Source organism: Streptomyces sp. NPDC053755, from assembly GCF_040677675.1.
Lineage (GTDB): Bacteria > Actinomycetota > Actinomycetes > Streptomycetales > Streptomycetaceae > Streptomyces.
In genome coordinates, this window is the sequence record NZ_JBFASK010000061.1 from 1 (window position 1) to 22,977 (window position 22,977).

The following is a 22,977-nucleotide window of genomic DNA, read 5'->3' on the forward strand; positions in this document are numbered from 1 at the left end:
CCGACTTCACCTGGGAGCGCACCGACCGCGTGGACGCCCTGCGCGCGGCCGCGGGCCTGTAGGCGAGACGCTCAAGCCCTGGAAGCCCGGCCCCCCCACGGGGGGCCGGGCTTCCGGCCGTCCGGGCCCGGGGCCGACTGTCCGAGCGGTCTGGTAGGTATGTGGCTGTGAGCAGCGAGAACGAGAAGCCCGACGGGGCGGCCGGTGAGCCGCCCGAGCAGCTCGCGCTCATCCGGGAGACGGTGCGCAAGGCCAAGGTCCCGCGGGCCAAGCCGCGCACCTGGCGGGGAGCCAAGCTGGCCGATGAGCTGCCCGTGGCCCGGGTGGTGGTCAACAAGGGCGTGCTGCACCTCGACCAGTTCTTCGACTATGCCGTGCCGGAGGAGCTGGACGCCGTCGCACGGCCCGGGGTCCGGGTGCGGGTCCGGTTCGGGGCCGGGGCGCACCAGGTCAGGGACGGGCGGCGCGAGGGCGGGCGGCTGATCGACGGCTTCCTCGTCGAGCGCCGAGCCGAGTCCGACTACAAGGGGGCGCTGGCCGCCCTCGCCGACGTCGTCTCGCCCGAGCCCGTGCTGAGCGCCGAGCTGCTCGGACTGGCACGGGCGGTCGCCGACCGGTACGCGGGAAGTCTGGCCGACGTCCTCCAGCTGGCGGTCCCGCCGCGCAGCGCCCGAGCGGAGGGCAAGCCGTCGCCGGAACCGCTGCCACCGCCGGAGGCGCCGGAGGCGGGCACCTGGAGCCGGTATGTCCAGGGCCCGGCGTTCCTGGAGTCCCTCGCGCGCGGCGGGGCGCCGCGCGCGGTGTGGAACGCGCTGCCGGGGCCGCACTGGGCGGACGAGCTGGCCCGGGCCGTCGGAGCCACGCTCGCGTCCGGTCGCGGAGCCCTCGTCGTCGTTCCCGACGGGCGGGCCGCGGGCCGGGTCGACGAGGCGCTCGGGCGGGTCCTCGGCGAGGGACGGCACGCGGTGCTGACGGCGGAGACGGGCCCCGAGAAGCGGTACGCCCAGTGGCTCGCGGTACGCCGGGGCGCCGTGCGGGCCGTCGTGGGCACCCGGGCCGCGATGTTCGCGCCGGTGCGGGATCTCGGGCTGGTCGCCATCTGGGACGACGGGGACGGCAGCCACAGCGAGCCGCACGCCCCCCAGCCGCACGCCCGTGACGTCCTGCTGCTGCGCGCCGCCCACGACGGCTGCGGCTTCCTCCTGGGCGGCACGAGCTGCACGGTCGAGGCGGCGCAGCTCGTGGAGTCCGGCTGGGCCCGGCCGCTGGTCGCGACCCGCGACCAGGTGCGCGCCGCCGCGCCGCTCGTCCGGACCGTCGGCGACACCGACCTCGCCCGCGACGAGGCCGCGCGCGCCGCCCGGCTGCCCTCACTGGCCTGGCAGACGGTGCGGGAGGGCCTGAAGACAGGTCCCGTGCTCGTCCAGGTGCCCCGGCGCGGGTACGTACCGAGGCTGGCGTGCGAACGCTGCCGGACCCCGGCCCGGTGCCGGCACTGCGCGGGGCCCCTGGAGGCACCCGAGCAGCGCGAGCTGACGTGCGGCTGGTGCGGGCGCGGCGCCGACGACTGGCACTGCCTGGAGTGCGGCTCGACGCGTCTGCGCGCCCAGGTGGTGGGCGCACGTCGGACGGCGGAGGAGCTGGGCCGCGCCTTTCCGGCCGTGCCGGTGCGGACGTCGGGGCGTGACCACGTCCTGGACCGGGTTCCGGGGCGGCCCGCCCTGGTCGTGTCGACCCCCGGCGCCGAGCCGGTCGCGGAGGGCGGATACGCGGCCGCGCTGCTCCTCGACGGATGGGCGATGCTGGGACGCCCTGACCTGCGCGCCGGCGAGGAGGCGCTGCGGCGCTGGATCGACGCGGCATCGCTGGTGCGGGGACAGGGCGAGGGGGGCACGGTCGTGGTGGTCGCGGAGCCGACGCTGCGCCCCGTCCAGGCGCTCGTCCGGTGGGACCCCGTCGGCCACGCCCAGCGGGAGCTGGCGGAACGCGCGGAGCTGGGCTTTCCGCCGGTGTCCCGGATGGCCGCGGTGTCGGGCCCGCCGGAGGCCGTGAGCGCGTTCCTCGCCGCCGCCGAGCTGCCCGGCGGCGCCGAGATCCTCGGTCCGGTGGAGCTCCCGGTGGTCCGCGCCGGCGCACCGCGTCGGCCCGGCGACACGCCCCCGGGAGAGCGCTGGGAGCGGGCCCTGATCCGGGTGCCCCCCGGGCACGGCGCGGCGCTCGCGGCCGCCCTGAAGAGGGCCCAGGCGGCTCGTCTGGCTCGGGGTGGGGGCGATCCGGTACGGGTCAGGGTGGACCCACCGGACATCGGCTGAGAGGCGGCGGGGCGGTCGCGCCGGGGTATCGAGGTGGGCCTGGATGCGGTGGCCCCCGGCCCGGCCCGCACCGGCCAGGCCCCCGCCCGGCCCGGATCCCGGCCTCGCCCCGTCGAGCCCGGCCCCGGACGCGGCTCGGCCGCCCGGTCCCCTGGCGGGGTGGGCGGCCGGGGAGGGCGGTGTCAGCCGTTGCGCGGGGCCGGGAAGGCGGGGGGACGGTGGTCCTCGCGGAGGGACTGCGTCGCGGGCGTCGGCTGCGGGGGCATCGGCCGGGCGGACGGGACCACCGGCAGGGTGCGGGTCGGGACCGGCTCGGGCGCGCGCTCCTGCTCCACGACGCCGCCGGTCGGCTGGGGCGCGCGCCTGGCGCCGTACCGGCGGTGGACGGCCTGCTTGGTGACCCCGAGCGCCGAGCCCACCGCGTCCCACGAGAACCCGAGCGAGCGGTCGAAGTCGACCGCCGCCGTCACCAGCGTCTCGACGCTGTCCCGCAGCTCCTGGGCGAGCCGGACGGTCGGTGCGGGCGCCCGGCCGTAGACGACGAAGCCCGTGGACGGGCCGGAGCGACGCGGGCGGTAGACGTTGCCCAACTGGGCCGTGAGCGTGCGCAGTGCGTCCACCTGCCGCCGGACCCGCTCGATGTCCCGCACCAACAGGTGCAGGCTCGCCCGGGCTTGGGCGTCGTGGGTTGCGTGGTCGGCCATGTGAAAGCCTCTCGAACCGGCGTGGAATAGGGTCGGGCCAGGACGAAGGGTCGGCCCGTTTCGGTCAATCTCTCTTGACCAACGCGCCACCCGGGCTTGGGGTCACGCTGCGGGGGCGTACACGCATATGCGCAGGGCGCTCGTGCTCACGTACGCCCCCTCGGGCCCCGCCCCCTAGACTGGTGCGCTGCCCGCCGACCGCCCCGACGGACTGGCGGTCGGCCCCGACGCCCCGCTCTCCCGGGGGTGACACCGGGCCCCCGGCGGACACCCGTGGGCGGCGCCGACTCTGAAGATGCGAGGTTTTCCCGAGTGAAGCTGGTCTTCGCAGGCACCCCCGAGGTCGCCGTACCCGCCCTGGACGCCCTGCTCGCCTCCGGGCGGCACGAGGTGGCCGCCGTCGTCACCCGCCCGGACGCCCCCGCGGGCCGCGGCCGGCACCTGGTCGCCAGCCCGGTCGCCCAGCGCGCGGAGGAGGCCGGCATCGAGGTGCTCAAGCCGGCCAGGCCACGGGACGAGGCGTTCCTCGCCCGGCTGCGCGAGATCGCCCCCGACTGCTGCCCGGTCGTCGCCTACGGCGCGCTGCTGCCCCGCGTCGCCCTCGACATCCCCGCCCAGGGCTGGGTCAACCTGCACTTCTCGCTGCTGCCGGCGTGGCGCGGTGCCGCCCCCGTGCAGCACGCCGTCATGGCCGGGGACGAGGTGACCGGCGCGTCGACCTTCCTGATCGAGGAGGGGCTCGACTCCGGCCCCGTCTACGGCGTCATCACCGAGGACGTCCGTCCGACCGACACCAGCGGTGATCTGCTCACCCGGCTCGCCTTCGCGGGTGCCGGCCTGCTCGCGGCGACGATGGACGGCATCGAGGACGGCACTCTGAAGGCCGTTCCGCAGCCCGCCGACGGCGTCTCGCTCGCCCCCAAGATCCAGGTGGAGGACGCGCACGTCGACTTCACCGCCCCGGCGCTCCGCGTCGACCGGGTGGTGCGCGGCTGCACCCCGGCCCCCGGAGCCTGGACCGTCTTCCGCGGCGAGCGGCTCAAGCTGATCCAGGCGCTGCCCGTGCCGGACCGCACCGACCTGGCGCCCGGCGAGCTCGCGGCCGGCAAGAACAACGTCTTCGTGGGCACCGGCTCGTACGCCGTCGAGCTGCTCTGGGTCCAGCCCCAGGGCAAGAAGCCGATGAAGGCCGCCGACTGGGCGCGGGGCGTGCGGATCGCCCCCGGGGAGCGGGTCGGCGCCTGACGCCCCCGGGAGCCCTACGGCTCCGGGCCCCGTCCAGCGTCCCGGCTCGGCGCACGGGCCCACCGCGTCCGGGCCCGGCTCCCGGTCCCGCCCCGCGTCCGGCCCCGGCTCCCGGTCCCGTCCGCGCCCGCGGCCCGGCTCCGGGTGCGGGCAGGGCGCCGGGCCCCGGCAAGGGCGCCGGCCCCGGGGCCGGGCGGGAGACCGTCCCGCGCGGACGTAGGCTGAGAGGGATCCACCTCTCACTTCGTCAGCGGAGCACCTTTTGAGCGAGCAGGCACGTCGCCGTCCATCCAAGCCCTACCGCCGCCCCCAGAAGGATCCCGTCCGGATCCTCGCCTTCGAGGTGCTCAGGGCCGTCGACGAGCGGGACGCCTACGCGAACCTGGTGCTCCCCCCGCTGCTGAAGAAGGCGCGGGAGAAGGAAGGGCCTGAGAAGTTCGAGGCGCGGGACGCGGCCCTCGCGACGGAGCTGGTCTACGGGACCCTGCGCCGGCAGGGGACGTACGACGCGATCGTCGCCGCCTGCATCGACCGGCCGCTGCGGGAGGTCGACCCGCCGGTGCTCGACGTGCTCTCGCTCGGCGCGCACCAGCTGCTCGGGACGCGCATCCCCACCCACGCGGCCGTCTCGGCGACCGTGGAGCTGGCACGGGTCGTCCTCGGTGACGGACGGGCCAAGTTCGTGAACGCCGTCCTGCGCAAGATCTCGCAGGACGACTTCGACACGTGGGTGGCGCGGGTCGCCCCGCCGTACGAGAAGGACGCCGAGGACCACCTGTCGGTCGTCCACTCCCACCCCCGCTGGGTGGTCTCCGCGCTGTGGGACGCGCTCGGCGGCCCCCGGGCCGGCATCGAGGACCTGCTGGAGGCCGACAACGAGCGGCCCGAGGTCACGCTGGTGGCCCGGCCCGGCCGGTCCACGACCCGGGAACTGCACGAGGTCCTCGGCGAGGAGTCGGTCCTCCCCGGGCGCTGGTCGCCCTATGCCGTCCGGCTGGCCGAGGGCGGCGAGCCCGGTGCCATCGAGGCGGTCCGCGACGGCCGGGCGGGCGTCCAGGACGAGGGCAGTCAGCTGGTCGCGATCGCGCTCGCCAACGCGCCCCTGGAGGGCCGCGACGAGCACTGGCTCGACGGCTGCGCCGGACCCGGCGGAAAGGCCGCCCTGCTCGGCGCGCTGGCGGCGGAGCGCGGAGCCATGCTGCTCGCCTCCGAGAAGCAGCCGCACCGCGCCCGCCTCGTCGAGCGCGCGCTGGCCGGCAACCCCGGGCCCTACCAGGTCATCGCCGCCGACGGCACCCGCCCGCCGTGGCGTCCCGGCTCCTTCGACCGCGTCCTGATGGACGTCCCCTGCTCGGGCCTGGGCGCCCTGCGCCGCCGCCCCGAGGCCCGCTGGCGCCGCCGCCCGGAGGACCTCGACGGCTTCGCCCCGCTCCAGCGCGGGCTGCTGCGCGAGGCGCTGTCGGCCGTCCGGGTCGGCGGGATCGTCGGCTACGCGACCTGCTCCCCGCACCTCGCCGAGACCCGCGTGGTCGTCGAGGACGTCCTCAAGGGCCGTGGCGGCCCCGCCGTCGAGGCCGAGTGGATCGACGCGCGCCCCCTCATGGCGGACGTCCCCGCCCTCGGCGACGGTCCGGACGTCCAGCTCTGGCCGCACCTCCACGGCACCGACGCGATGTATCTGGCCCTCCTGCGCCGCACGGCCTGACACCGTCCCGCGCGCGTGTCCTCGAGGTCGTCGCGCCCGGCTCCGCCGCCACCCACGGCCCGGCGGAGCCGTGCGGACGGACGGACTCCGGTTCCGGCGACGACGAAAAGCCTCGAATGCCCGGCCTGTGACGTCCGTCGGCCCCCTCCGGCCGCACCGGATGCGAACCGAAACCGGACCGCGGCAAAGAAGTGCCCAAGAACATGGCAGGCTTGGCACATGGCGCAGATCAATCCCAGCATCCTGTCCGCAGACTTCGCCCGCCTCGCCGAGGAGGCGAAGGCCGTCGACGGCGCCGACTGGCTGCACGTCGACGTCATGGACAACCACTTCGTGCCCAACCTGACGCTCGGCGTGCCGATCGTCGAGTCCCTCAGCCGGGCCACGGAGACGCCGCTGGACTGCCACCTCATGATCGAGGAACCCGACCGCTGGGCCCCGCAGTACGTCGAGGCCGGGGCCGGTTCCGTCACCTTCCACGTGGAGGCGGCGGCCGCGCCCGTACGGCTGGCGCGGGAGATCCGGGCCAAGGGGGCGCGGGCGTCCATGGCGCTGAAGCCCGCGACGCCCATCGAGCCGTACGAGGACCTGCTCCCCGAGCTCGACATGCTGCTGATCATGACGGTCGAGCCCGGCTTCGGCGGCCAGGCCTTCCTCGACATCATGCTGCCCAAGATCCGCCGGACCCGTGAGCTGATCGCCAAGCACGGCCTGGAGCTGTGGCTGCAGGTGGACGGCGGCGTCTCGGAGTCCACGATCGAGCGCTGCGCCGAGGCGGGGGCCGACGTCTTCGTCGCCGGCTCCGCGGTCTACGGCGCCCAGGACCCGGCCGAGGCCGTCCGCGCGCTGCGGGCGCGGGCCGACGCCGCTACCGCCTCGGCGGCGTGGGCGTGTGGCCACTGAGCCTCCGGAAGATGAACGCGGTCCGACGGAGGACCGCCAGGACTGATCAGGGCCCGTCGTATCTGACAGGATGAACGGCGAGCCGGAGTGTGAACGGCAGTGACGTCTGAACAGCGACGACGCGAGCAGACGCGGGCAGCGGTACGTGAACAGCAGCAGTGAGGAGATCGCGGTGGCGGGTATCTCGGCGGGACGGTCAGCCCTGCGGATGGGACCCGCGGAGCTGGTGCAGGCGGCGGCCATGGCCCGCCGCTTCTACCTCGAGGGCAAGTCCAAGATCCAGATCGCCGAGGAGTTCGGCGTGAGCCGCTTCAAGGTGGCGCGGGTCCTGGAGACCGCCCTCGAACGCGACCTCGTGCGCATCGAGATCCGCGTACCCGCCGAGCTGGACGCCGAGCGCTCGGACGCGCTCCGCGCCCGCTTCGGGCTCCGCCACGCGGTCGTCGTCGAGTCCCCGGCCGAGGGCGAGGACGAGTCGCCCGACCCGGAGAACCTCGGCGAGGTCGCGGCCGACCTCCTCGGCGAGCTGGTCGCCGAGGGTGACGTCCTGGGTCTCGCCTGGGGCCGCTCCACCATCCACATGGCCGCGGCGCTCGACCGCCTGCCGCCCTGCACGGTCGTCCAGCTCACCGGTGTGTACGACGCGGGGACCGCCGAGCGCGGCTCCGTCGAGGCGGTTCGGCGTGCCGCCCAGGTCTCGGGCGGCGAGGCCCATCCCATCTACGCGCCCATGCTGCTGCCCGACCCGGCCACGGCTGCCGCGCTGCGCAACCAGACCGGCATCGCCCGCGCCTTCGAGTACTTCGACAAGGTCACCGTCGCCTGCGTCTCCATCGGCTCGTGGGAGCGGGGCATCTCGACCGTCCACGACATGCTCACGGACGAGGAGCGGGCCCACTACGCCTCGCTCGGCGTCGCCGCGGAGATGTCCGCGCACCTCTTCGACGCCGAGGGCCGCCGGGTCGGTCGCGACCTGGGGGAGCGCTGCATCACGGTCGAGGCGGACCGGCTGCGCCGCATCCCGGAGGTCGTCGCCATCGCGGGCGGCCAGCGCAAGGCGGCCGCGATCGGGGCGGTACTGCGCTCCGGTCTCGTCACCAGCCTGGTCACGGACCGCGCCGCCGCGGACTACCTCCTCACCGAGGCGGCCCCCGGTCCCCGCCCGGCCCTGGAGCGCGCGGACCCGGACGGCGTCTGACTCCACCGGCGCCGGGCCGCACCGGCGCCCGTAACCGGTCTCTGGCCGCCATGGCCGCCCGGGCGCCCGCCCGCGGCTTCCGGCCGCAACGGCCGCACGCCTGCCTGCGGCTCGGCTTTCGACCGCGACGGCCGTGTGGGCTCCTGCCTGCGGCCCGGGCTTCCCGCCGTTCGGGAGCCTGCCTGCGACCTGCGATCCGTATCCCGCCGTCGGGGCGTGCTTGCCTGCCGGGCCCGGCTTCCGGCCGTCTGGGCGGGCCCGCCCGCGCCCGGGTTCCCGTCACCCGGGCGCCCGCCTCCAGACCTCTTTGTCGCCGTCCCGGCGCCGTCGCCTGCGGCCCCGCTTCCGGCCGTAACGGTCGTCCCGGCCACGTCCGCAGGCCCGCCCCGGGCCTGGAGGCGGGCCCCCGGACCGGGGCCGCGTCCGGTACGCCTCACCTCGCCGCGCCGTTCCGGCCCGCGGCGACCCGCCGCGCGCGTCCGGTACGCCTCGCCGCGCCGTTCCGGCCTGCGGCGCCCCGCCGCGCGCCGGGGAAGCGGCCACGCTGCTCGGACCCTTGCGCGGCTTCCCGCCGCGGCCTTCGCGCGCTCGCCCGCTCCGGCCTCCGCACGGCTTTCCCGCTCCGGCCCCCCGCGGGCTCGTCGTGCCCCTCCTGAGCGTGGAGGCGCTCGTCGGCCGCCGGGGCGGCTCGCGCAGGACGTCTCGCCACGGCAGTCGAAGCACACCCCACCAGCCTCTCCGCCGTCGTCGCCTCCGGGGGGGCATCTGGAGGATCCGACGAAGGTGGTGCGGCGAGCCTCGGAGGAATCGCCCGGGACTGGTATGGGTAGGGGCGTGGGACAATGAACTACGTGCTTTTTCCCCTGGCTGAAATGCCTAGGGGCCACTCCGATCGACTGGGATGTTCAGCACGTGCGTTTCCTCAATGACGTCAAGCCGCCGTACGACCTCACGTACGACGATGTGTTCATGGTGCCGAGCCGCTCGGCCGTGGGCTCCCGCCAGGCCGTCGACCTCTCCTCGCCGGACGGCACCGGTACGACGATCCCGCTGGTCGTCGCCAACATGACCGCGATCGCCGGCCGCCGGATGGCCGAGACCGTCGCCCGTCGCGGCGGCATCGTCGTCATCCCCCAGGACATCCCGATCGAGGTCGTCACCGACGTCATCTCCTGGGTCAAGAGCCGGCACCACGTGCTCGACACCCCCATCGTCCTGGCCCCGCACCAGACCGTCGCGGACGCCCTGTCGCTGCTGCCCAAGCGGGCGCACGACGCCGGTGTCGTCGTCGACGAGGACGGCCGCCCGGTCGGTGTCGTCACCGACGCCGACCTGTCCGGCGTGGACCGCTTCACCCAGCTGTCCGAGGTCATGTCCAAGGACCTGCTCCTCCTCGACGCCGACATCGAACCGCGCGAGGCGTTCAACAAGCTGGACCACGCCAACCGCCGCTACGCCCCCGCCGTCGACAAGGACGGGCGCCTGGCCGGCATCCTCACCCGCAAGGGCGCCCTCCGCGCGACCCTGTACACCCCCGCCACCGACGCCCGGGGCAGGCTGCGCATCGCCGCCGCCGTCGGCATCAACGGCGACGTGGCGGGCAAGGCCAAGCAGCTCCTCGACGCCGGTGTGGACACGCTCGTCGTGGACACCGCCCACGGCCACCAGGAGTCGATGATCGCCGCGATCCAGGCCGTCCGCGGCCTCGACCCGCACGTCCCGATCGTCGCCGGCAACATCGTGGCCGCCGAGGGCGTCAAGGACCTCATCGACGCCGGCGCGGACATCATCAAGGTCGGTGTCGGCCCCGGCGCCATGTGCACCACCCGCATGATGACCGGCGTCGGCCGGCCGCAGTTCTCCGCCGTCCTGGAGTGCGCCGCCGAGGCGAAGAAGTACGGCAAGCACGTCTGGGCCGACGGCGGTGTCCGGCACCCCCGCGACGTCGCCATGGCGCTCGCCGCCGGCGCCTCCAACGTGATGATCGGTTCCTGGTTCGCCGGTACGTACGAGTCCCCGGGCGACCTCCACCAGGACGCCCAGGGCCGGTTCTACAAGGAGTCCTTCGGCATGGCCTCGGCCCGCGCCGTGCGCAACCGCACGAGCGAGGAGTCGGCCTACGACCGCGCCCGCAAGGCGCTGTTCGAGGAGGGCATCTCGACCTCCCGGATGTTCATCGACCCGGCCCGCCCGGGCGTCGAGGACCTGATCGACTCGATCATCGCGGGTGTCCGCTCCTCCTGCACCTACGCGGGCGCGGCCTCGCTGGCCGAGTTCGAGGAGAAGGCCGTCGTCGGCGTCCAGAGCGCCGCCGGATACGCCGAGGGCAAGCCGCTGCACGCCAGCTGGAGCTAGGGACTGCCCCGGAAAGCAGCGCCGTCTGCCCGGAGGGCGGTCCCCGCGGCCGATGCTGCGTGCGATCGCAAGGCGGCGGGGAGCGCCCTCGTGCGGGGCGTACTCAGCCGTCCCGGCGACGCGGCAATCGGGCGTGCCGGGGCGGCTCGGGGCAGGCGGGACTTTCGCACCACGCCCGGGCAGGCTTCCGCGTCCCCGCCGCCGCGTCCCCGCCGTCGAGGCCCCCGCGAGACTCTCGCGGGGGCCTTCGCCGTCCCCGTCGGCCGGTCAGGCCGGCACGTGCGGGCGCAACGCCTCCGTGACCGCCGCCGCCATGCGGGCGTGTCCGCGGTCGTTGGGGTGCAGGCCGTCCGCCAGGTCCCCGGGGCCGAGCAGCGGCCTGCCGGAGAGCACCAGGAGCCGCCCGTCGCCCTCCGCCGCCAGGTCCCGGGCCGCGTGCTCCATCGCGGTGCGCAGGTCCTCCAGAGTGGCGCCCAGGGCGTTCCGGGTGGTCTCGGCCTCCGGACGGAGGACGGGGGAGAGGATCAGCAGCGGGGCGTCCGGGTGGCCCCGCCGGATCAGCCCGACGTAGGCGCGCACCGTCTCGTACAGCCAGTCGGCCGAACAGGGCGACCCCGACCAGCAGTTGGTCCCGAAGGCGAGGGTGACGAGCTCGCCCGGCAGGCGCGCGAGCTGCTCGGCCAGCGGCAGCTCGCCGCGCGCCCCGCCCGCGTACCCGAGGTTGACCGTGTCCAGGGCGAGGATCCGTCCCGCCGTCGCCGCCCAGGAGAGGGCCGGCCGGGTCGACCACCAGCCCTCGGTGATCGAGTCGCCGTGCACCAGCCAGCGCGGGCGCCGGGGAGCGGGCGCGAGCGTGCCCGAGGTCGCCCGCAGGCCGAGGACCACCGGCCCGCGGCTCTCCGGAGGGTGGACCACGAACGTGCCCCCGGCGGCGGGCAGCGGAAGCCGGGCCGTCGCCTCCCCGGCCGGGTCGGTCAGGACCTCGCGCACGCACCGCCCGTCCTGCCACAAGGCGAAGCAGTGCGGCAGCGATCCCGGCGTGGCCGTCCGGTAGCGCAGCTCGACCTCCCGCGTCCCCGGCGTGGCCGTGAACTCGACCCGGACCCCGATCGGCAGGGTGGCGCGCTCGGCGGTGTCCCACGGCAGGCGGTCGAGGTCGGCGGGATCGGCGCGCACCGCCCGCCCCCGGTCGAGCCACGCCGTGCCGCGCAGGAAGGGCTCGGGAGCGAGCCATCCGCTCCCCGTCTCCCGGGGTGGAGGGGGCGTCTGCGGCTCGCGGCATGGGTCTTCCGGCATGAGGAGTCCCTGCACACGAAGAGGTCGCTTCACACCTCGATGGGTGGATTCATGCGATGGGGCGCAATGTTTCCCCGCCTGCGTCGCGAGAGCGCAATGATCATCCGCAGGTGCGCAACAACCCTGCATTACGGACGCGAAGCGTAAAGGCTTAGGCTCATGCCTCGTACCAGGAGTGGCGGCGACCGCCTGCTCGGCGGTCCCCCATCCCTCGCGGGCTCCTTACCCCTGCTCGCGTGCCGCCGCGGTCGTCGCGTCCCGACAGGCAGCGATCAAGGAGCCCCCGCAGTGCTGGATCAAGGCGCAGCCCCGCCGGCCACCGAGCCGACCGTCCCCAAGTCCTCCGGACTCTCCGCCCTGACCCGGCGCAAGCCGGTAGAACTGCTGGTCGCCGAGGGTGGGCAGGGTGAGGGCGGTTCGCTCCGCCGCTCCCTCTCGATGTGGCAGCTGACGATGATCAGCATCGGTGCCACGCTGGGTACCGGCATCTTCGTCGTCCTCGGCGAAGCGGTGCCGGAGGCCGGCCCCGCCGTCACCGTCGCCTTCGTGCTCGCCGGACTGACGGCGCTGTTCTCGGCGCTCTCGTACGCCGAACTGGCCGGTACCATCCCCGTCGCCGGATCGTCGTACTCGTATGCGTACGCAACGATGGGTGAAGTCGTCGCCTGGATCTGCGGCTGGTGCCTGCTCCTGGAGTACGGCGTCTCCGTCGCGGCCGTGGCCGTCGGCTGGGGCGACTACCTCAACGAACTCCTCGACGGGACCATAGGCGTCACCCTCCCCGCGGCGCTCACCGCGCCCCCCGGCGACGGCGGCGTGTTCAACCTGCCCGCCTTGATCGTCGTGATGCTGGCGATGGTGTTCCTGCTCGGTGGCGCCAAGGAGTCCGCCCGGGCCAACACGATCATGGTCTTCGTCAAGATCGCCTCGCTGGTGCTGTTCTGCGCGATCGGCTTCATCGGCTTCGACTCCGGGAACTACTCCGACTTCATGCCGCTCGGCCGCGAGAGCATCGGCGCCGCGGCGGCCATCCTCTTCTTCTCGTACATCGGCTTCGACGCCGCCTCCACCGCCGGTGAGGAGGCCAAGAACCCCAAGCGCGACCTGCCCCGGGCGATCATGCTCTCCCTGGTGATCGTCACCGCGCTCTACGTCCTCGTCGCCGCCGTCGCGGTCGGCGCGTGGGACTGGAAGAAGTTCGCCGGCACCGACGCCACTCTCGCCGCGATCATGAACGACGTCACCGGACAGAGCTTCTGGGGCACCCTGCTCGCGGCCGGCGCCGTCATCTCCATCGCCAGCGTCGTCCTGACCGTGCTCTACGGCCAGACCCGCATCCTCTTCGCGATGTCCCGCGACGGCCTCGTGCCCAAGGTCTTCCGCAAGGTGAACCCCAAGACCGGCACGCCCCGCGCCAACACCGTGATCGTCTCGCTCTTCTGCGGAATCCTCGCCGCGGCCGTCCCGCTCGGCGAGCTCGTCAACGCCACCAGCATCGGCACGCTCTTCGCCTTCGCCCTGGTCAACGTCGCCGTCGTGGTCCTCCGCTACACGCGGCGCGACATGGAGCGCTCCTTCAAGGTGCCGTTCGGGCCGCTCTTCCCCGTGCTCGGCTTCGCCTTCTGCGGATACAGCATGTACAGCCTCGACCTGATCACCTGGGCGTACTTCGGTGCGTGGATGGCAGCGGGCCTCGTGGTCTACTTCCTGTACGGCATGCGCCGCTCCCGCCTGGCCACGGACGTGGTGGCCACCGAAGCAGAGAAGTGATCCACCCGTAGTGCGACTCAACGACCTCGACGAACGCATCGTCCACGCCCTCGCGGAGGACGCCCGTCGCTCCTTCGCCGACATCGGCTCGCTCGTCGGTCTCTCGGCGCCCGCCGTGAAGCGGCGCGTGGACCGGCTCCGAGCCGAGGGCGCCATCACCGGCTTCACCGTACGGGTGGACCCGGCGGCGCTCGGCTGGGAGACGGAGGGGTTCGTCGAGATCTACTGCCGCCACAACACCTCGCCCGACGACATCCGGCGAGGTCTGGAGCGGTACCCCGAGGTGGTGTCCGCGTCGACCGTCACCGGCGACGCGGACGCCGTCGTGCAGGTCTTCGCCTCCGACATGCGCCACTTCGAGCGGGTCCTGGAACGCATCGCGGGCGAGCCGTTCGTGGAGCGCACCAAGTCGGTCCTGGTGCTCTCGCCGCTGCTGCGGCGCTTCTCCTCCGGCTCGCCCGCCTAGGGCCGGCGGCTCCCGCCCCGTCGGGTACGCGAAGGCCCGGGGCGGCGCCCGGCTGCCGCCCCTGCCGGCCACCCGGGCGACGGCCGCCTCCGCAGCCTCGTAAGCGCCGGAAGCGCCGGAAGCGCCGGAAGCACCGGAAGCACCGGAGCGACGGCGGAACCCGCGGCCCCTGCGGTGATCACCAGGGCGGCGGCGAGGGCGGCGGCCCTCGTACGACGGTTCCGGGCGGCGCGGTCCTTTCGGCAGGTCAGCCGGCCGGCCGGCACTCTTCCGCCCGGTCCGTCGGGCGGCGTCGCCCCGCCACCCGCCCCGCCCTCCGCCGCGCGGTGGGGAGTCGTACCGCCCCCGAAGGAGCCTCACGCAACGAATCGCCGTGTCGACCGCAGATCGCGCAACGGTTCGACGGTCGGTCCGCAACGCTCCCGCCTTGTCCCGGCCGAGTGCGGAACCGTACCGTTTTTGACGTCTCCCCCTCGCACTCCGGACCCCCAGAGGATCACCATGCCCGCGCTGCGCACCGCCCTGCTCCAGAGCTCCGGCGAGCTCGGTGACGTGGCCGCCAATCTGAAGATCCTCGACGAGGCCGCCGCCCGCGCGGCGGCCGCCGGCGCCGGCCTGCTCCTCGCCCCCGAGCTGTTCCTGACGGGGTACGCGATCGGCGCCGACCTGGCGCGTCTGGCCGAGCCGTCGGACGGGCCCTCCGCCCGGGCCGTCGCGGCCGTCGCGGCACGCCACGGACTGGCCGTCGGATACGGCTACCCGGAGCGGGACACCGACCGGCACGGAGTCCTCTACAACTCCGCCCAGCTCTTCGGCGCCGACGGAGCCGTGCTCGCGCGCTATCGCAAGACGCACCTCTACGGCGGCTTCGAGCAGCAGTGGTTCACGCCCGGCGACGACGGCGTCGTCCAGGCCGAGCTCGGCGGTCTCACGGTCGGCCTCATGATCTGCTACGACGTCGAGTTCCCGGAGAACGTACGGGCGCAGGCGCTGGCCGGCACGGACCTCCTCCTCGTGCCGACCGCCCTCATGCACCCCGCCGAGATCGTCGCCGAGTCCGTCGTCCCCGTGCGCGCCTTCGAGAACCAGATGTACGTCGCCTACGCCAACCGGGCGGGGGTGGAGGGGGAGTTCGAGTTCGTCGGCCTCTCCACGCTCGCCGGCCCCGACGGCACCGCCCGCGCCCGTGCCGGCCGGGGCCGGGACCTGGTCCTCGGCGATGTCGACCCCGAGATCCTGGCCGCCTCCCGGGCGGACAACCCGTATCTGCGCGACCGCCGTCCCGGGCTGTACGGCTCCCTCGTCTGAGCCCCCGACGCCCGCCCGCCTTCCCCCTCCCCAGTCTTTTCCGTGCAAGGAGTCCGAACCCCATGACGTCCACGGTGCCCACCGCCGTCCAGCACACCGACGCGCAGCCGCCGATCACCATGTTCGGTCCGGACTTCCCGTACGCCTACGACGACTTCCTGGCCCACCCGGCCGGACTCGGCCAGATACCCGCGACCGAGCACGGCACCGAGGTCGCCGTGATCGGCGGCGGGCTCTCGGGCATCATCGCCGCCTACGAGCTGATGAAGATGGGCCTCAAGCCCGTCGTCTACGAGGCCGACCAGATCGGCGGCCGGCTGCGCACCGTCGGCTTCGAGGGCACCGGCACCGAGGACCTGACCGCCGAGATGGGCGCCATGCGCTTCCCGCCCTCCTCGACCGCCTTCCAGCACTACATCGATCTGGTGGGCCTCGAGACCCAGCCCTTCCCGAACCCGCTCGCCGAGTCGACGCCGTCGACCGTCGTGGACCTCAAGGGCGAGTCGCACTACGCCGAGACCGTCGACGACCTGCCGCAGGTCTACCGCGACGTCGCCGCCGCGTGGAACGCCTGTCTGGAAGAGGGCGCCGACTTCTCCGACATGAACCAGGCCATGCGCGAGCGCGACGTCCCGCGCATCCGCGAGATCTGGGCCAAGCTCGTCGAGAAGCTCGACAACCAGACCTTCTACGGCTTCCTGTGCGAGTCGGAGGCGTTCAAGTCCTTCCGCCACCGGGAGATCTTCGGCCAGGTCGGCTTCGGCACCGGCGGCTGGGACACCGACTTCCCGAACTCCATTCTGGAGATCCTCCGGGTCGTCTACACCGAGGCCGACGACCACCACCGCGGCATCGTGGGCGGCTCCCAGCAGCTGCCGCTGCGCCTGTGGGAGCGCGAGCCGGAGAAGATCGTCCACTGGGCCCAGGGCACCTCGCTGTCCTCGCTCCACGACGGTGCTCCGAAGCCGGCCGTGACCCGGCTGAACCGGACCGCCGGCAACCGCATCACCGTCACGGACGCCTCCGGCGACATCCGTACCTTCCAGGCGGCGATCTTCACCGCGCAGTCCTGGATGCTGCTGTCCAAGATCGCCTGTGACGACTCGCTCTTCCCGATCGACCACTGGACGGCCATCGAGCGCACCCACTACATGGAGAGCTCCAAGCTCTTCGTGCCCGTGGACCGGCCGTTCTGGCTGGACAAGGACGAGGAGACCGGGCGGGACGTCATGTCGATGACGCTGACCGACCGGATGACCCGGGGCACCTACCTGCTGGACGACGGCCCGGACAAGCCGGCGGTGATCTGCCTGTCGTACACCTGGTGCGACGACAGCCTGAAGTGGCTGCCGCTGTCCGCGAACGAGCGGATGGAGGTCATGCTGAAGTCGCTCGGCGAGATCTACCCGAAGGTCGACATCCGGAAGCACATCATCGGCAACCCGGTGACGGTCTCCTGGGAGAACGAGCCCTACTTCATGGGCGCCTTCAAGGCGAACCTGCCGGGCCACTACCGCTACCAGCGCCGCCTGTTCACGCACTTCATGCAGGACCGGCTGCCCGAGGACAAGCGGGGCATCTTCCTCGCGGGCGACGACATCTCCTGGACGGCCGGCTGGGCCGAGGGCGCCGTGCAGACCGCGCTGAACGCCGTGTGGGGCGTCATGCACCACTTCGGCGGCGCCACCGACGCCACCAACCCGGGTCCCGGCGACGTCTACGACGACATCGCGCCGGTGGAACTTCCGGAGGACTGACGCCGTTGGGGAGGTGGGGCGGACAGCACCGGCGCGCGAGCGGCCGCGAGAGCGGTCAGCCGCGCTGTGCGAGCGGCGTCAGCAGCATCCGCCCCACCAGACCCACCGACCGGTCGAGGCGTTCGGCGAACTCCTCGGCCAGGTCGGGCAGCTCCCGCAGCTGCCACAGCGAGCGGGCGGCGAGCCAGGCCCCGTCCCGGGCCCGGTCCAGGCTCCAGCAACCGAGCAGATGGGTGAGCGGGTCCGCGATCTCCAGGAGGTCCGGGCCCGGCATCAGTTCCTCGCGGATGCGCTCCTCCAGGAGGACCAGGACGTCGCCGACGCGGTCGAAGTCGTCCTCGAGGTCCTGCGGCGCGCACTCCAGCGCCCGGCAGGTGTCGACCACCGCGAGCGCGAGGTCGTGGCCGATGTGCGCGTTGATCCCGGCGAGCGCGAACTGGAGCGGGCTCACGCCGGGGTGGCGCCGGTAGGTGAAGAGCGGCCGCCAGCAGGCCGGGGCGGGGCCGCCCGTGGCGACGGCGTCGACCACGGAGAGATAGCGCTCCGCGAAACGGACGTCGAGGGTGGCGGCGGCCCTGCGGTCGGCGAAGGTGCCGGCGGCGATGGCATGGCCGATCTCCTCCGTCACGGTCAGATAGACCCGGTTGAAGACCGCGACCCCGTCGGTGGGGTGCCAGGCCGACCGGATGGCCCTCATCCGGTCCACCACCGGGTCGACCGCCGTGAACGGCCCGAGCTCCTCGACCGGGACCGGTGCCGTCGTGACCGGTGCGGTTTCGACGGTCCCGATGTCCGGGGTCAGGAGGTCCGGGGTCCCGCCCTCTTCCGTACCGGTCTCATCGGCCCCGGTCTCGATCTGCTGGGTCTGCGCCATGGGGGCAGCGTCCCAGCAGCCCGGCGGGGAGGGAACTCTCCTCGGCCGGGCTTACCCAGAACGGGCGAATGCCGCTACGGCTTGGTGGCGGGCTCGTCGCCGGCTCCGCCCGTCGCGGGACGGCCGCTCGCGCCCGGACCGCCGCCCTCACGTGGCCCGTCGCCCTCCCCGCTCTCGTACGAGCTGGTGCCCGAGTCCAGCAGGGGCTCCTGCCGCTTCAGGTGCGCCGGGGCGAAGGCCCGCAGGACGTGGTAGCCGGTGATCACGACGAGCGTGCCGAGCGCGATCCCGCCCAGTTCGAAGGTGTCGGTGAAGGTCAGCTTCACCCCGCCGACGCCGATGATGATGCCCGCCGCGGCCGGCACCAGGTTGAGCGGATTGCGCAGGTCGACCTTGGCGTTGATCCAGATCTGGGCGCCGAGCAGGCCGATCATGCCGTACAGGATCACCGTGATGCCGCCGAGCACACCGCCGGGGATGGCTGCGACGACCGCGCCGAACTTCGGGCAGAGTCCGAAGAGCAGGGCGAAGCCGGCGGCCGCCCAGTAGGCCGCGGTGGAGTAGACGCGGGTGGCGGCCATGACGCCGATGTTCTCGGAGTACGTCGTGTTCGGCGGGCCGCCCACGGCGGTCGACAGCATCGAGGCGGCGCCGTCCGCGGCGATCGCCGTGCCCAGCTTGTCGTCCAGCGGGTCGCCGGTCATCTCACCGACGGCCTTGACGTGCCCGGCGTTCTCGGCGATCAGCGCGATCACCACGGGGAGCGCGACCAGGATCGCGGACCACTCGAAGCTCGGGCCGTGGAACGACGGAAGACCGACCCAGTCGGCCCGTGAGACGGCGGAGAGGTCGAGCCGCCAGTGGTCGGTGACCTGGCCGCCCGGGGACATCGAGTGGATCTTCCCGAAGACGAGGTCGAAGATCCACGAGACGGCGTAGCCGAAGATCAGGCCGAGGAAGATCGCGATGCGGGACCAGAACCCGCGCAGACAGACCACGGCCAGCCCGGTGAAGAGCATCACCAGCAGAGCCGTCCACTGGTCCTGCGGCCAGTACGTCGCCGCGGTGACCGGAGCCAGGTTGAAGCCGATCAGCATGACGACGGCGCCGGTGACGATCGGGGGCATCGCCGCGTGGATGATCCGCGCGCCGAACCTCCGAACCGCCAGACCCGCCAGGAACAGCACCGCGCCGACGACGAGCACCGCTCCGGTGACGGTGGCGCTGGTGCCTCCGGACGCCCGGATGGCCGCGGCGACACCCACGAAGGAGAGCGAGCATCCCAGATAGCTGGGCACCGTCCCGCGGGTCGCGAGCAGGAAGATCACCGTCGCGACGCCCGACATCATGATCGCGAGGTTCGGGTCGAGACCCATCAGGACCGGGGCGACGAAGGACGCGCCGAACATCGCGACCACGTGCTGGGCGCCGAGCCCGGCCGTACGGGGCCACGAGAGCCGCTCGTCCGGCCGGACCACGGCTCCCGGAGCGGGTGTCCGTCCGTCGCCGTGCAGGGTCCAGCGCACGCCGAGGTTCATGAGGCCGCTCCCGTTCTCCGCTTCAGGCGGCCGCGTCGTGGCCGCGAAAGATCAGCCACATGGTAGTGCGCCGCAGGTCACCGGGGCCGGGGCGGCTCTCATCCGGCCTTGCCGGAACTCTCCCTCGGGCTTCCGCTTACGGCCGGCGCGGAGGTGCGGGCGCCCGGGCGCAGGACGCCGGCGCCGAGGACGAGCCCGAAGGCCAGGAGCGTGACGAGGCCGAAGGAGAACGTCAGCGAGGTGGCGTCGGCGATGCCGCCGATCGCCGAGGGGGCGATCAGTCCCGAGGTGTAGGTGATGGTGGCGACGCCCGCGATGGCCTGGCTGGGGTTGGGGCCGCTGCGGCCGGCCGCGGCGAAGGCGAGCGGGACGACGACGGCGACCCCGAGACCGATCAGACCGAATCCGGCCATCGCGAGAGCCGCGTGCGGGGCGAAGACGACGAGGAACCCGCCGAGGGTGGCGGCGACACCGCCCACCCGCACGGTCCGTACGGCGCCGAACCGGTCCACCACCCGGTCGCCGATCAGCCGGGCGACGGCCATCGTCAGGGCGAAGGCCGTGGTGGAGGCGGCCGCGATCCCGGCCGAGGAGCCGAGCTCGTCCTCGAGGTACACCGCCGACCAGTCGAGGCTGGCGCCTTCGGCGAAGACCGCGCAGAATCCGATCGCGCCGATGACCAGGGCGGACTTCGGCGGCAGCGAGAAGCGCGGCGGCGCCTCCTCGTCCGGGGCGCTCTGCAGATCGAGGACGCCCTGGCAGAAGGCGATGCCGAGGGCGGTCAGGACGAGGGCCGCGACGAGGTGGTGGAGCCGGGCGTCCGCATCGACATGGGCGGCGACGGTGCCGGCGGCGGAGCCGATGAGTGCGCCCACGCTCCACATCCCGTGCAGGCTGGACATGATCGACTTGCCGAGCCGGTTCTCGACCTCGACACCGAGCGAGTTCATCGCCACGTCGGACATGCCGGCCGTGGCGCCGAAGACGAAGAGCGCGGCGCACAGTCCGTAGATGTTCGGGGCGAGCGACGGCAGGGTGAGCGCCAGCGTCCAGAGCGTGAGCAGCCCGCGCAGCGCGGTCCGGGCGCCGAACCGGTGGCTGATCGCGCCGGCCACCGGCATCGCGAGCGAGGCGCCGAGAGCGGGGAACGCGAGTGCGAGGCCGAGCTGGCCCGCGCTGACGTCGGCGTGGTCCTGGATCCACGGGATGCGGGTGGCGAAGCTGCCGGTGACCGCGCCGTGGACGCAGAAGACGGCGGCGACGGCGAAGCGGGCCCGCCGCAGCCGCTCGGTACTGAAAACGGTCTCGCCCGCCATGGGCCCTCCCCGGAGCTGTCTGCCGTCCTTCGGATGGTGCCGACGTAAACTATCAGGAACCCTGCCTGATAAATAGTGCACCGATCGGAAGTCTGAGAGGATCCACGGCATGCCCGCATCCCCGAGCACCGCCCGGGCCATCAACGACCGGCTCGCCCTGCGACTGCTCCAGGACGAGGGGCCGCTGACGGCAAGCCAGCTCAAGACGTTGACCGGGCTGTCCCGCCCCACCGTCGCCGACCTCGTCGAGCGGCTCCAGGACTCCGGACTGGTCCGGGTCGTGGGGGAGGCCGGGGCCGAGCGTCGCGGACCCAACGCCAAGCTGTACGGGATCGTCTCCGACCGCGCCCATCTCGCCGCCCTCGACGTGCGCACCCGCTCCGTCTCGGTCGTGGTCGCCGACCTCCTGGGGGCGACGCTCGCCGAGGCGTCGCTGCCCGTCGGCGACGGAACGGCCACGGAGCCCGCCGTCGAGCAGGCGGTCGCCCTCCTCGAACGCACGGCGAAGGAGGCGGGGGTCGGGTCGCTGCACAGCGTCGGCATCGGCGCGCCCGGACTCATCGACCCGGCGACGGGGGAGCTGAACGACTCCTCGGGGCTGCCCGCGTGGCACCGGCGGCTCGTCCCCGCCCTGCAGGAGCGGCTGCCGGCCACCGTCCTGGTCGAGAACGAGACCAATCTGGCGGCCGTCGCCGAGCAGCGGGTCGGCGCGGCCCAGGACTGCGACACCTTCGTGCTGCTCTGGCTCGGCCAGGGCGTCGGGGCGGCCGTCGTCCTGGACGGGCGGCTGCGGCGGGGCGCGTCGGGGGGCGCGGGGGAGATCGGCTTCCTGCCGGTTCCCGGCACCTCCGGGCTGCCCTCGGCGACCGACTGCGCGGGCGGTTTCCACGAGCTGGTCTGCGCGGCGGCGGTCGGCGCGCTGGCCGTCCGGCACGGTCTGGACCCCCGCTCGGCCCTCGCCTCGGGCGACGGGCCCTTCCTGGACGCGCTCGCCGACCGCCTCGCCGTCGGCGCGGCCGCGGTCGTCTCGGTGCTGGACCCGGGCTGTGTCGTGCTCGCCGGCGAGACCGGCCACGCGGGCGGCGCCGCACTGGCGGAACGCGTCGCGGAGCGTCTTTCGGTCCTGTCGCCGCTGCGTACGGAGGTCCGTCCCACCGCGCTGGGCGACACCGCGGTCCTGCGCGGCGCCCTCCTGGCCGCCCGCGACGCCGCCCAGGACGAAGTCTTCGGCGCGCGGGACTCCGCCCAGGCGTAGGCGGCCTTCCGCGCGCCCGGCGCCCTGCCGCGCCCCGGCGCCCTCCTGGCCGCCCGCGGCGCCGCCCGGGACGAGCCCTTCGGCGCGCGGGCGCCCGCGAGACGGCCCCGTCCTCCCGGCGCCGTGCGCTACGAGCCGATGCCGGCCGGCCCGTCGCCCGCCGGCCCGTCGCCCGCCGGCCCGGCGCCGAAGCGCGTCGCCAGGAACTCCTCGAAAGTCACCCGCCCCACCGCCGATTCGGGAGCCAGGTGGCCGCCGAGACACAGCCCTCGGTAGGCCCGCCCCGGCAGGGGCACCTCCACGGTCCGGCGCTGTCGGCCGCTCGCCTCCAGATAGGCCTCGGCGAGTTCGGGGAAGGTGCGGACCGCGGGGCCTCCCATGTCCGCCACCCGGCCCGCGGGGGCGCCCGCCGCGAGCTCCGCCAGACGGGCCGCGGCCTCCGCGACCTCCAGGGGCTGATCCCGTACGCCCTTCGGGAGCAGCATGACGGGCGGCTTCGCCAGACCCTGGAGGAGGCGCAGGACCAGGTCGTGGAACTGCGTCGTCCGCAGGATCGTCCAGCCGATCCCGGACTGCTGGATCCGCCGCTCCACCGCGTACTTCGTCCGGTAGTAGCGCAGCGGGACCCGGTCGACGCCGACGATCGAGATGAAGAGCAGGTGCGGGACGCCGCCCCGCTGGGCCGCCTCGATCAGATGGTCGGCGGCCTGTTCGTCGCCCCGCACGATGTGGGTGCAGTGGACGATCGCGTCCACGCCCCGCACGGCCCGGTCGAGCAGGGGGCCGCCTCGGCGCAGGTCGACGGCGAAGGGCGGGGAGTGGCGGCTCAGGACGCGGACCTCGTGGCCGCCGGCGCGCAGCAGGTCGCACACGGGGCGCCCGAGGGTGCCCGTGCCCCCCGTCACCAGGATCGTGGTCATGCCTCCTCGATCAGATGGTCGGCGGCCTGTTCGTCGCCCCGCACGATGTGGGTGC

Annotated in this window: 17 protein-coding genes; 11 read left to right on the forward strand and 6 right to left on the reverse strand. The window is 73.9% G+C overall.

Annotated elements, in window-relative coordinates:
• Nucleotides 1-167 precede the first annotated feature (167 nt).
• Nucleotides 168-2,312 (forward strand): primosomal protein N', encoded by a 2,145-nt coding sequence (locus tag AB0K65_RS31345; RefSeq protein ID WP_365722515.1) that lies wholly within the window; start codon nt 168-170, stop codon nt 2,310-2,312.
• Between the two features lie 182 nt (nt 2,313-2,494).
• Here the strand turns inward: AB0K65_RS31345 and AB0K65_RS31350 are convergent, their stop codons facing one another.
• Entirely contained in the window at nt 2,495-3,016 is a 522-nt protein-coding gene (locus tag AB0K65_RS31350) for a hypothetical protein (RefSeq protein ID WP_365722517.1), read from the reverse strand.
• Between the two features lie 312 nt (nt 3,017-3,328).
• On the opposite strand from AB0K65_RS31350, the gene fmt reads away from it, so the two are divergent.
• The 5 genes from fmt (at nt 3,329) to AB0K65_RS31375 (ending at nt 10,422) form a co-directional block, all read left to right on the forward strand.
• On the forward strand, nt 3,329-4,261 hold the full coding sequence (fmt, locus tag AB0K65_RS31355; protein WP_365722519.1) for a methionyl-tRNA formyltransferase: 933 nt from the start codon (nt 3,329-3,331) through the stop codon (nt 4,259-4,261).
• 262 nt (nt 4,262-4,523) lie between these two features.
• Nucleotides 4,524-5,966, forward strand: a complete 1,443-nt coding sequence (locus tag AB0K65_RS31360; protein WP_365722521.1) for a transcription antitermination factor NusB — start codon at nt 4,524-4,526, stop codon at nt 5,964-5,966.
• Between the two features lie 219 nt (nt 5,967-6,185).
• Nucleotides 6,186-6,869 (forward strand): ribulose-phosphate 3-epimerase, encoded by a 684-nt coding sequence (gene rpe / locus AB0K65_RS31365; RefSeq protein ID WP_365722523.1) that lies wholly within the window; start codon nt 6,186-6,188, stop codon nt 6,867-6,869.
• Nucleotides 6,870-7,077: 208 nt separating this feature from the next.
• Nucleotides 7,078-8,067, forward strand: a complete 990-nt coding sequence (locus AB0K65_RS31370; protein ID WP_365722548.1) for a sugar-binding domain-containing protein — start codon at nt 7,078-7,080, stop codon at nt 8,065-8,067.
• A gap of 912 nt (nt 8,068-8,979) precedes the next feature.
• Nucleotides 8,980-10,422 carry a GuaB1 family IMP dehydrogenase-related protein gene (locus AB0K65_RS31375; protein ID WP_365722525.1) on the forward strand — a complete coding sequence of 481 codons (1,443 nt, stop codon included), beginning with the start codon at nt 8,980-8,982 and terminating at the stop codon, nt 10,420-10,422.
• A gap of 267 nt (nt 10,423-10,689) precedes the next feature.
• Here AB0K65_RS31375 and AB0K65_RS31380 read toward each other — a convergent pair whose 3' ends face one another.
• The gene (locus tag AB0K65_RS31380; protein WP_365722527.1) at nt 10,690-11,718 is read right to left on the reverse strand and encodes a GDSL-type esterase/lipase family protein; all 1,029 of its coding nucleotides are present in this window, start codon (nt 11,716-11,718) and stop codon (nt 10,690-10,692) included.
• A 288-nt stretch (nt 11,719-12,006) separates the two neighbouring features.
• Between AB0K65_RS31380 and AB0K65_RS31385 the strand changes: the two genes are divergently transcribed.
• The 4 genes from AB0K65_RS31385 (at nt 12,007) to AB0K65_RS31400 (ending at nt 17,019) form a co-directional block, all read left to right on the forward strand.
• Nucleotides 12,007-13,488: an amino acid permease gene (locus AB0K65_RS31385; protein WP_365722530.1), complete on the forward strand. Its 1,482-nt coding sequence runs from the start codon at nt 12,007-12,009 to the stop codon at nt 13,486-13,488.
• Nucleotides 13,489-13,498: 10 nt separating this feature from the next.
• Nucleotides 13,499-13,954 (forward strand): Lrp/AsnC family transcriptional regulator, encoded by a 456-nt coding sequence (locus tag AB0K65_RS31390; RefSeq protein WP_365722532.1) that lies wholly within the window; start codon nt 13,499-13,501, stop codon nt 13,952-13,954.
• 501 nt (nt 13,955-14,455) lie between these two features.
• A complete protein-coding gene (locus AB0K65_RS31395) occupies nt 14,456-15,262 on the forward strand; it encodes a carbon-nitrogen hydrolase family protein (protein WP_365722534.1) in 807 nt (268 codons plus the stop codon).
• A gap of 62 nt (nt 15,263-15,324) precedes the next feature.
• On the forward strand, nt 15,325-17,019 hold the full coding sequence (locus AB0K65_RS31400; protein ID WP_365722536.1) for an NAD(P)/FAD-dependent oxidoreductase: 1,695 nt from the start codon (nt 15,325-15,327) through the stop codon (nt 17,017-17,019).
• A gap of 55 nt (nt 17,020-17,074) precedes the next feature.
• Here AB0K65_RS31400 and AB0K65_RS31405 read toward each other — a convergent pair whose 3' ends face one another.
• From AB0K65_RS31405 to AB0K65_RS31415, 3 genes are all read right to left on the reverse strand, one after another.
• Nucleotides 17,075-17,893 (reverse strand): DUF5995 family protein, encoded by an 819-nt coding sequence (locus AB0K65_RS31405; protein ID WP_365722538.1) that lies wholly within the window; start codon nt 17,891-17,893, stop codon nt 17,075-17,077.
• Between the two features lie 74 nt (nt 17,894-17,967).
• A complete protein-coding gene (locus tag AB0K65_RS31410) occupies nt 17,968-19,431 on the reverse strand; it encodes a solute carrier family 23 protein (RefSeq protein ID WP_365722540.1) in 1,464 nt (487 codons plus the stop codon).
• A 98-nt stretch (nt 19,432-19,529) separates the two neighbouring features.
• Nucleotides 19,530-20,747 carry an MFS transporter gene (locus AB0K65_RS31415; RefSeq protein ID WP_365722542.1) on the reverse strand — a complete coding sequence of 406 codons (1,218 nt, stop codon included), beginning with the start codon at nt 20,745-20,747 and terminating at the stop codon, nt 19,530-19,532.
• A 109-nt stretch (nt 20,748-20,856) separates the two neighbouring features.
• Here AB0K65_RS31415 and AB0K65_RS31420 point away from each other — a divergent pair, with 109 nt between their 5' ends.
• Nucleotides 20,857-22,002 carry an ROK family transcriptional regulator gene (locus AB0K65_RS31420; protein ID WP_365722544.1) on the forward strand — a complete coding sequence of 382 codons (1,146 nt, stop codon included), beginning with the start codon at nt 20,857-20,859 and terminating at the stop codon, nt 22,000-22,002.
• Nucleotides 22,003-22,130: 128 nt separating this feature from the next.
• Here AB0K65_RS31420 and AB0K65_RS31425 read toward each other — a convergent pair whose 3' ends face one another.
• Nucleotides 22,131-22,922, reverse strand: a complete 792-nt coding sequence (locus AB0K65_RS31425) for an SDR family oxidoreductase (RefSeq protein ID WP_365722546.1) — start codon at nt 22,920-22,922, stop codon at nt 22,131-22,133.
• Nucleotides 22,923-22,977 lie beyond the last annotated feature (55 nt).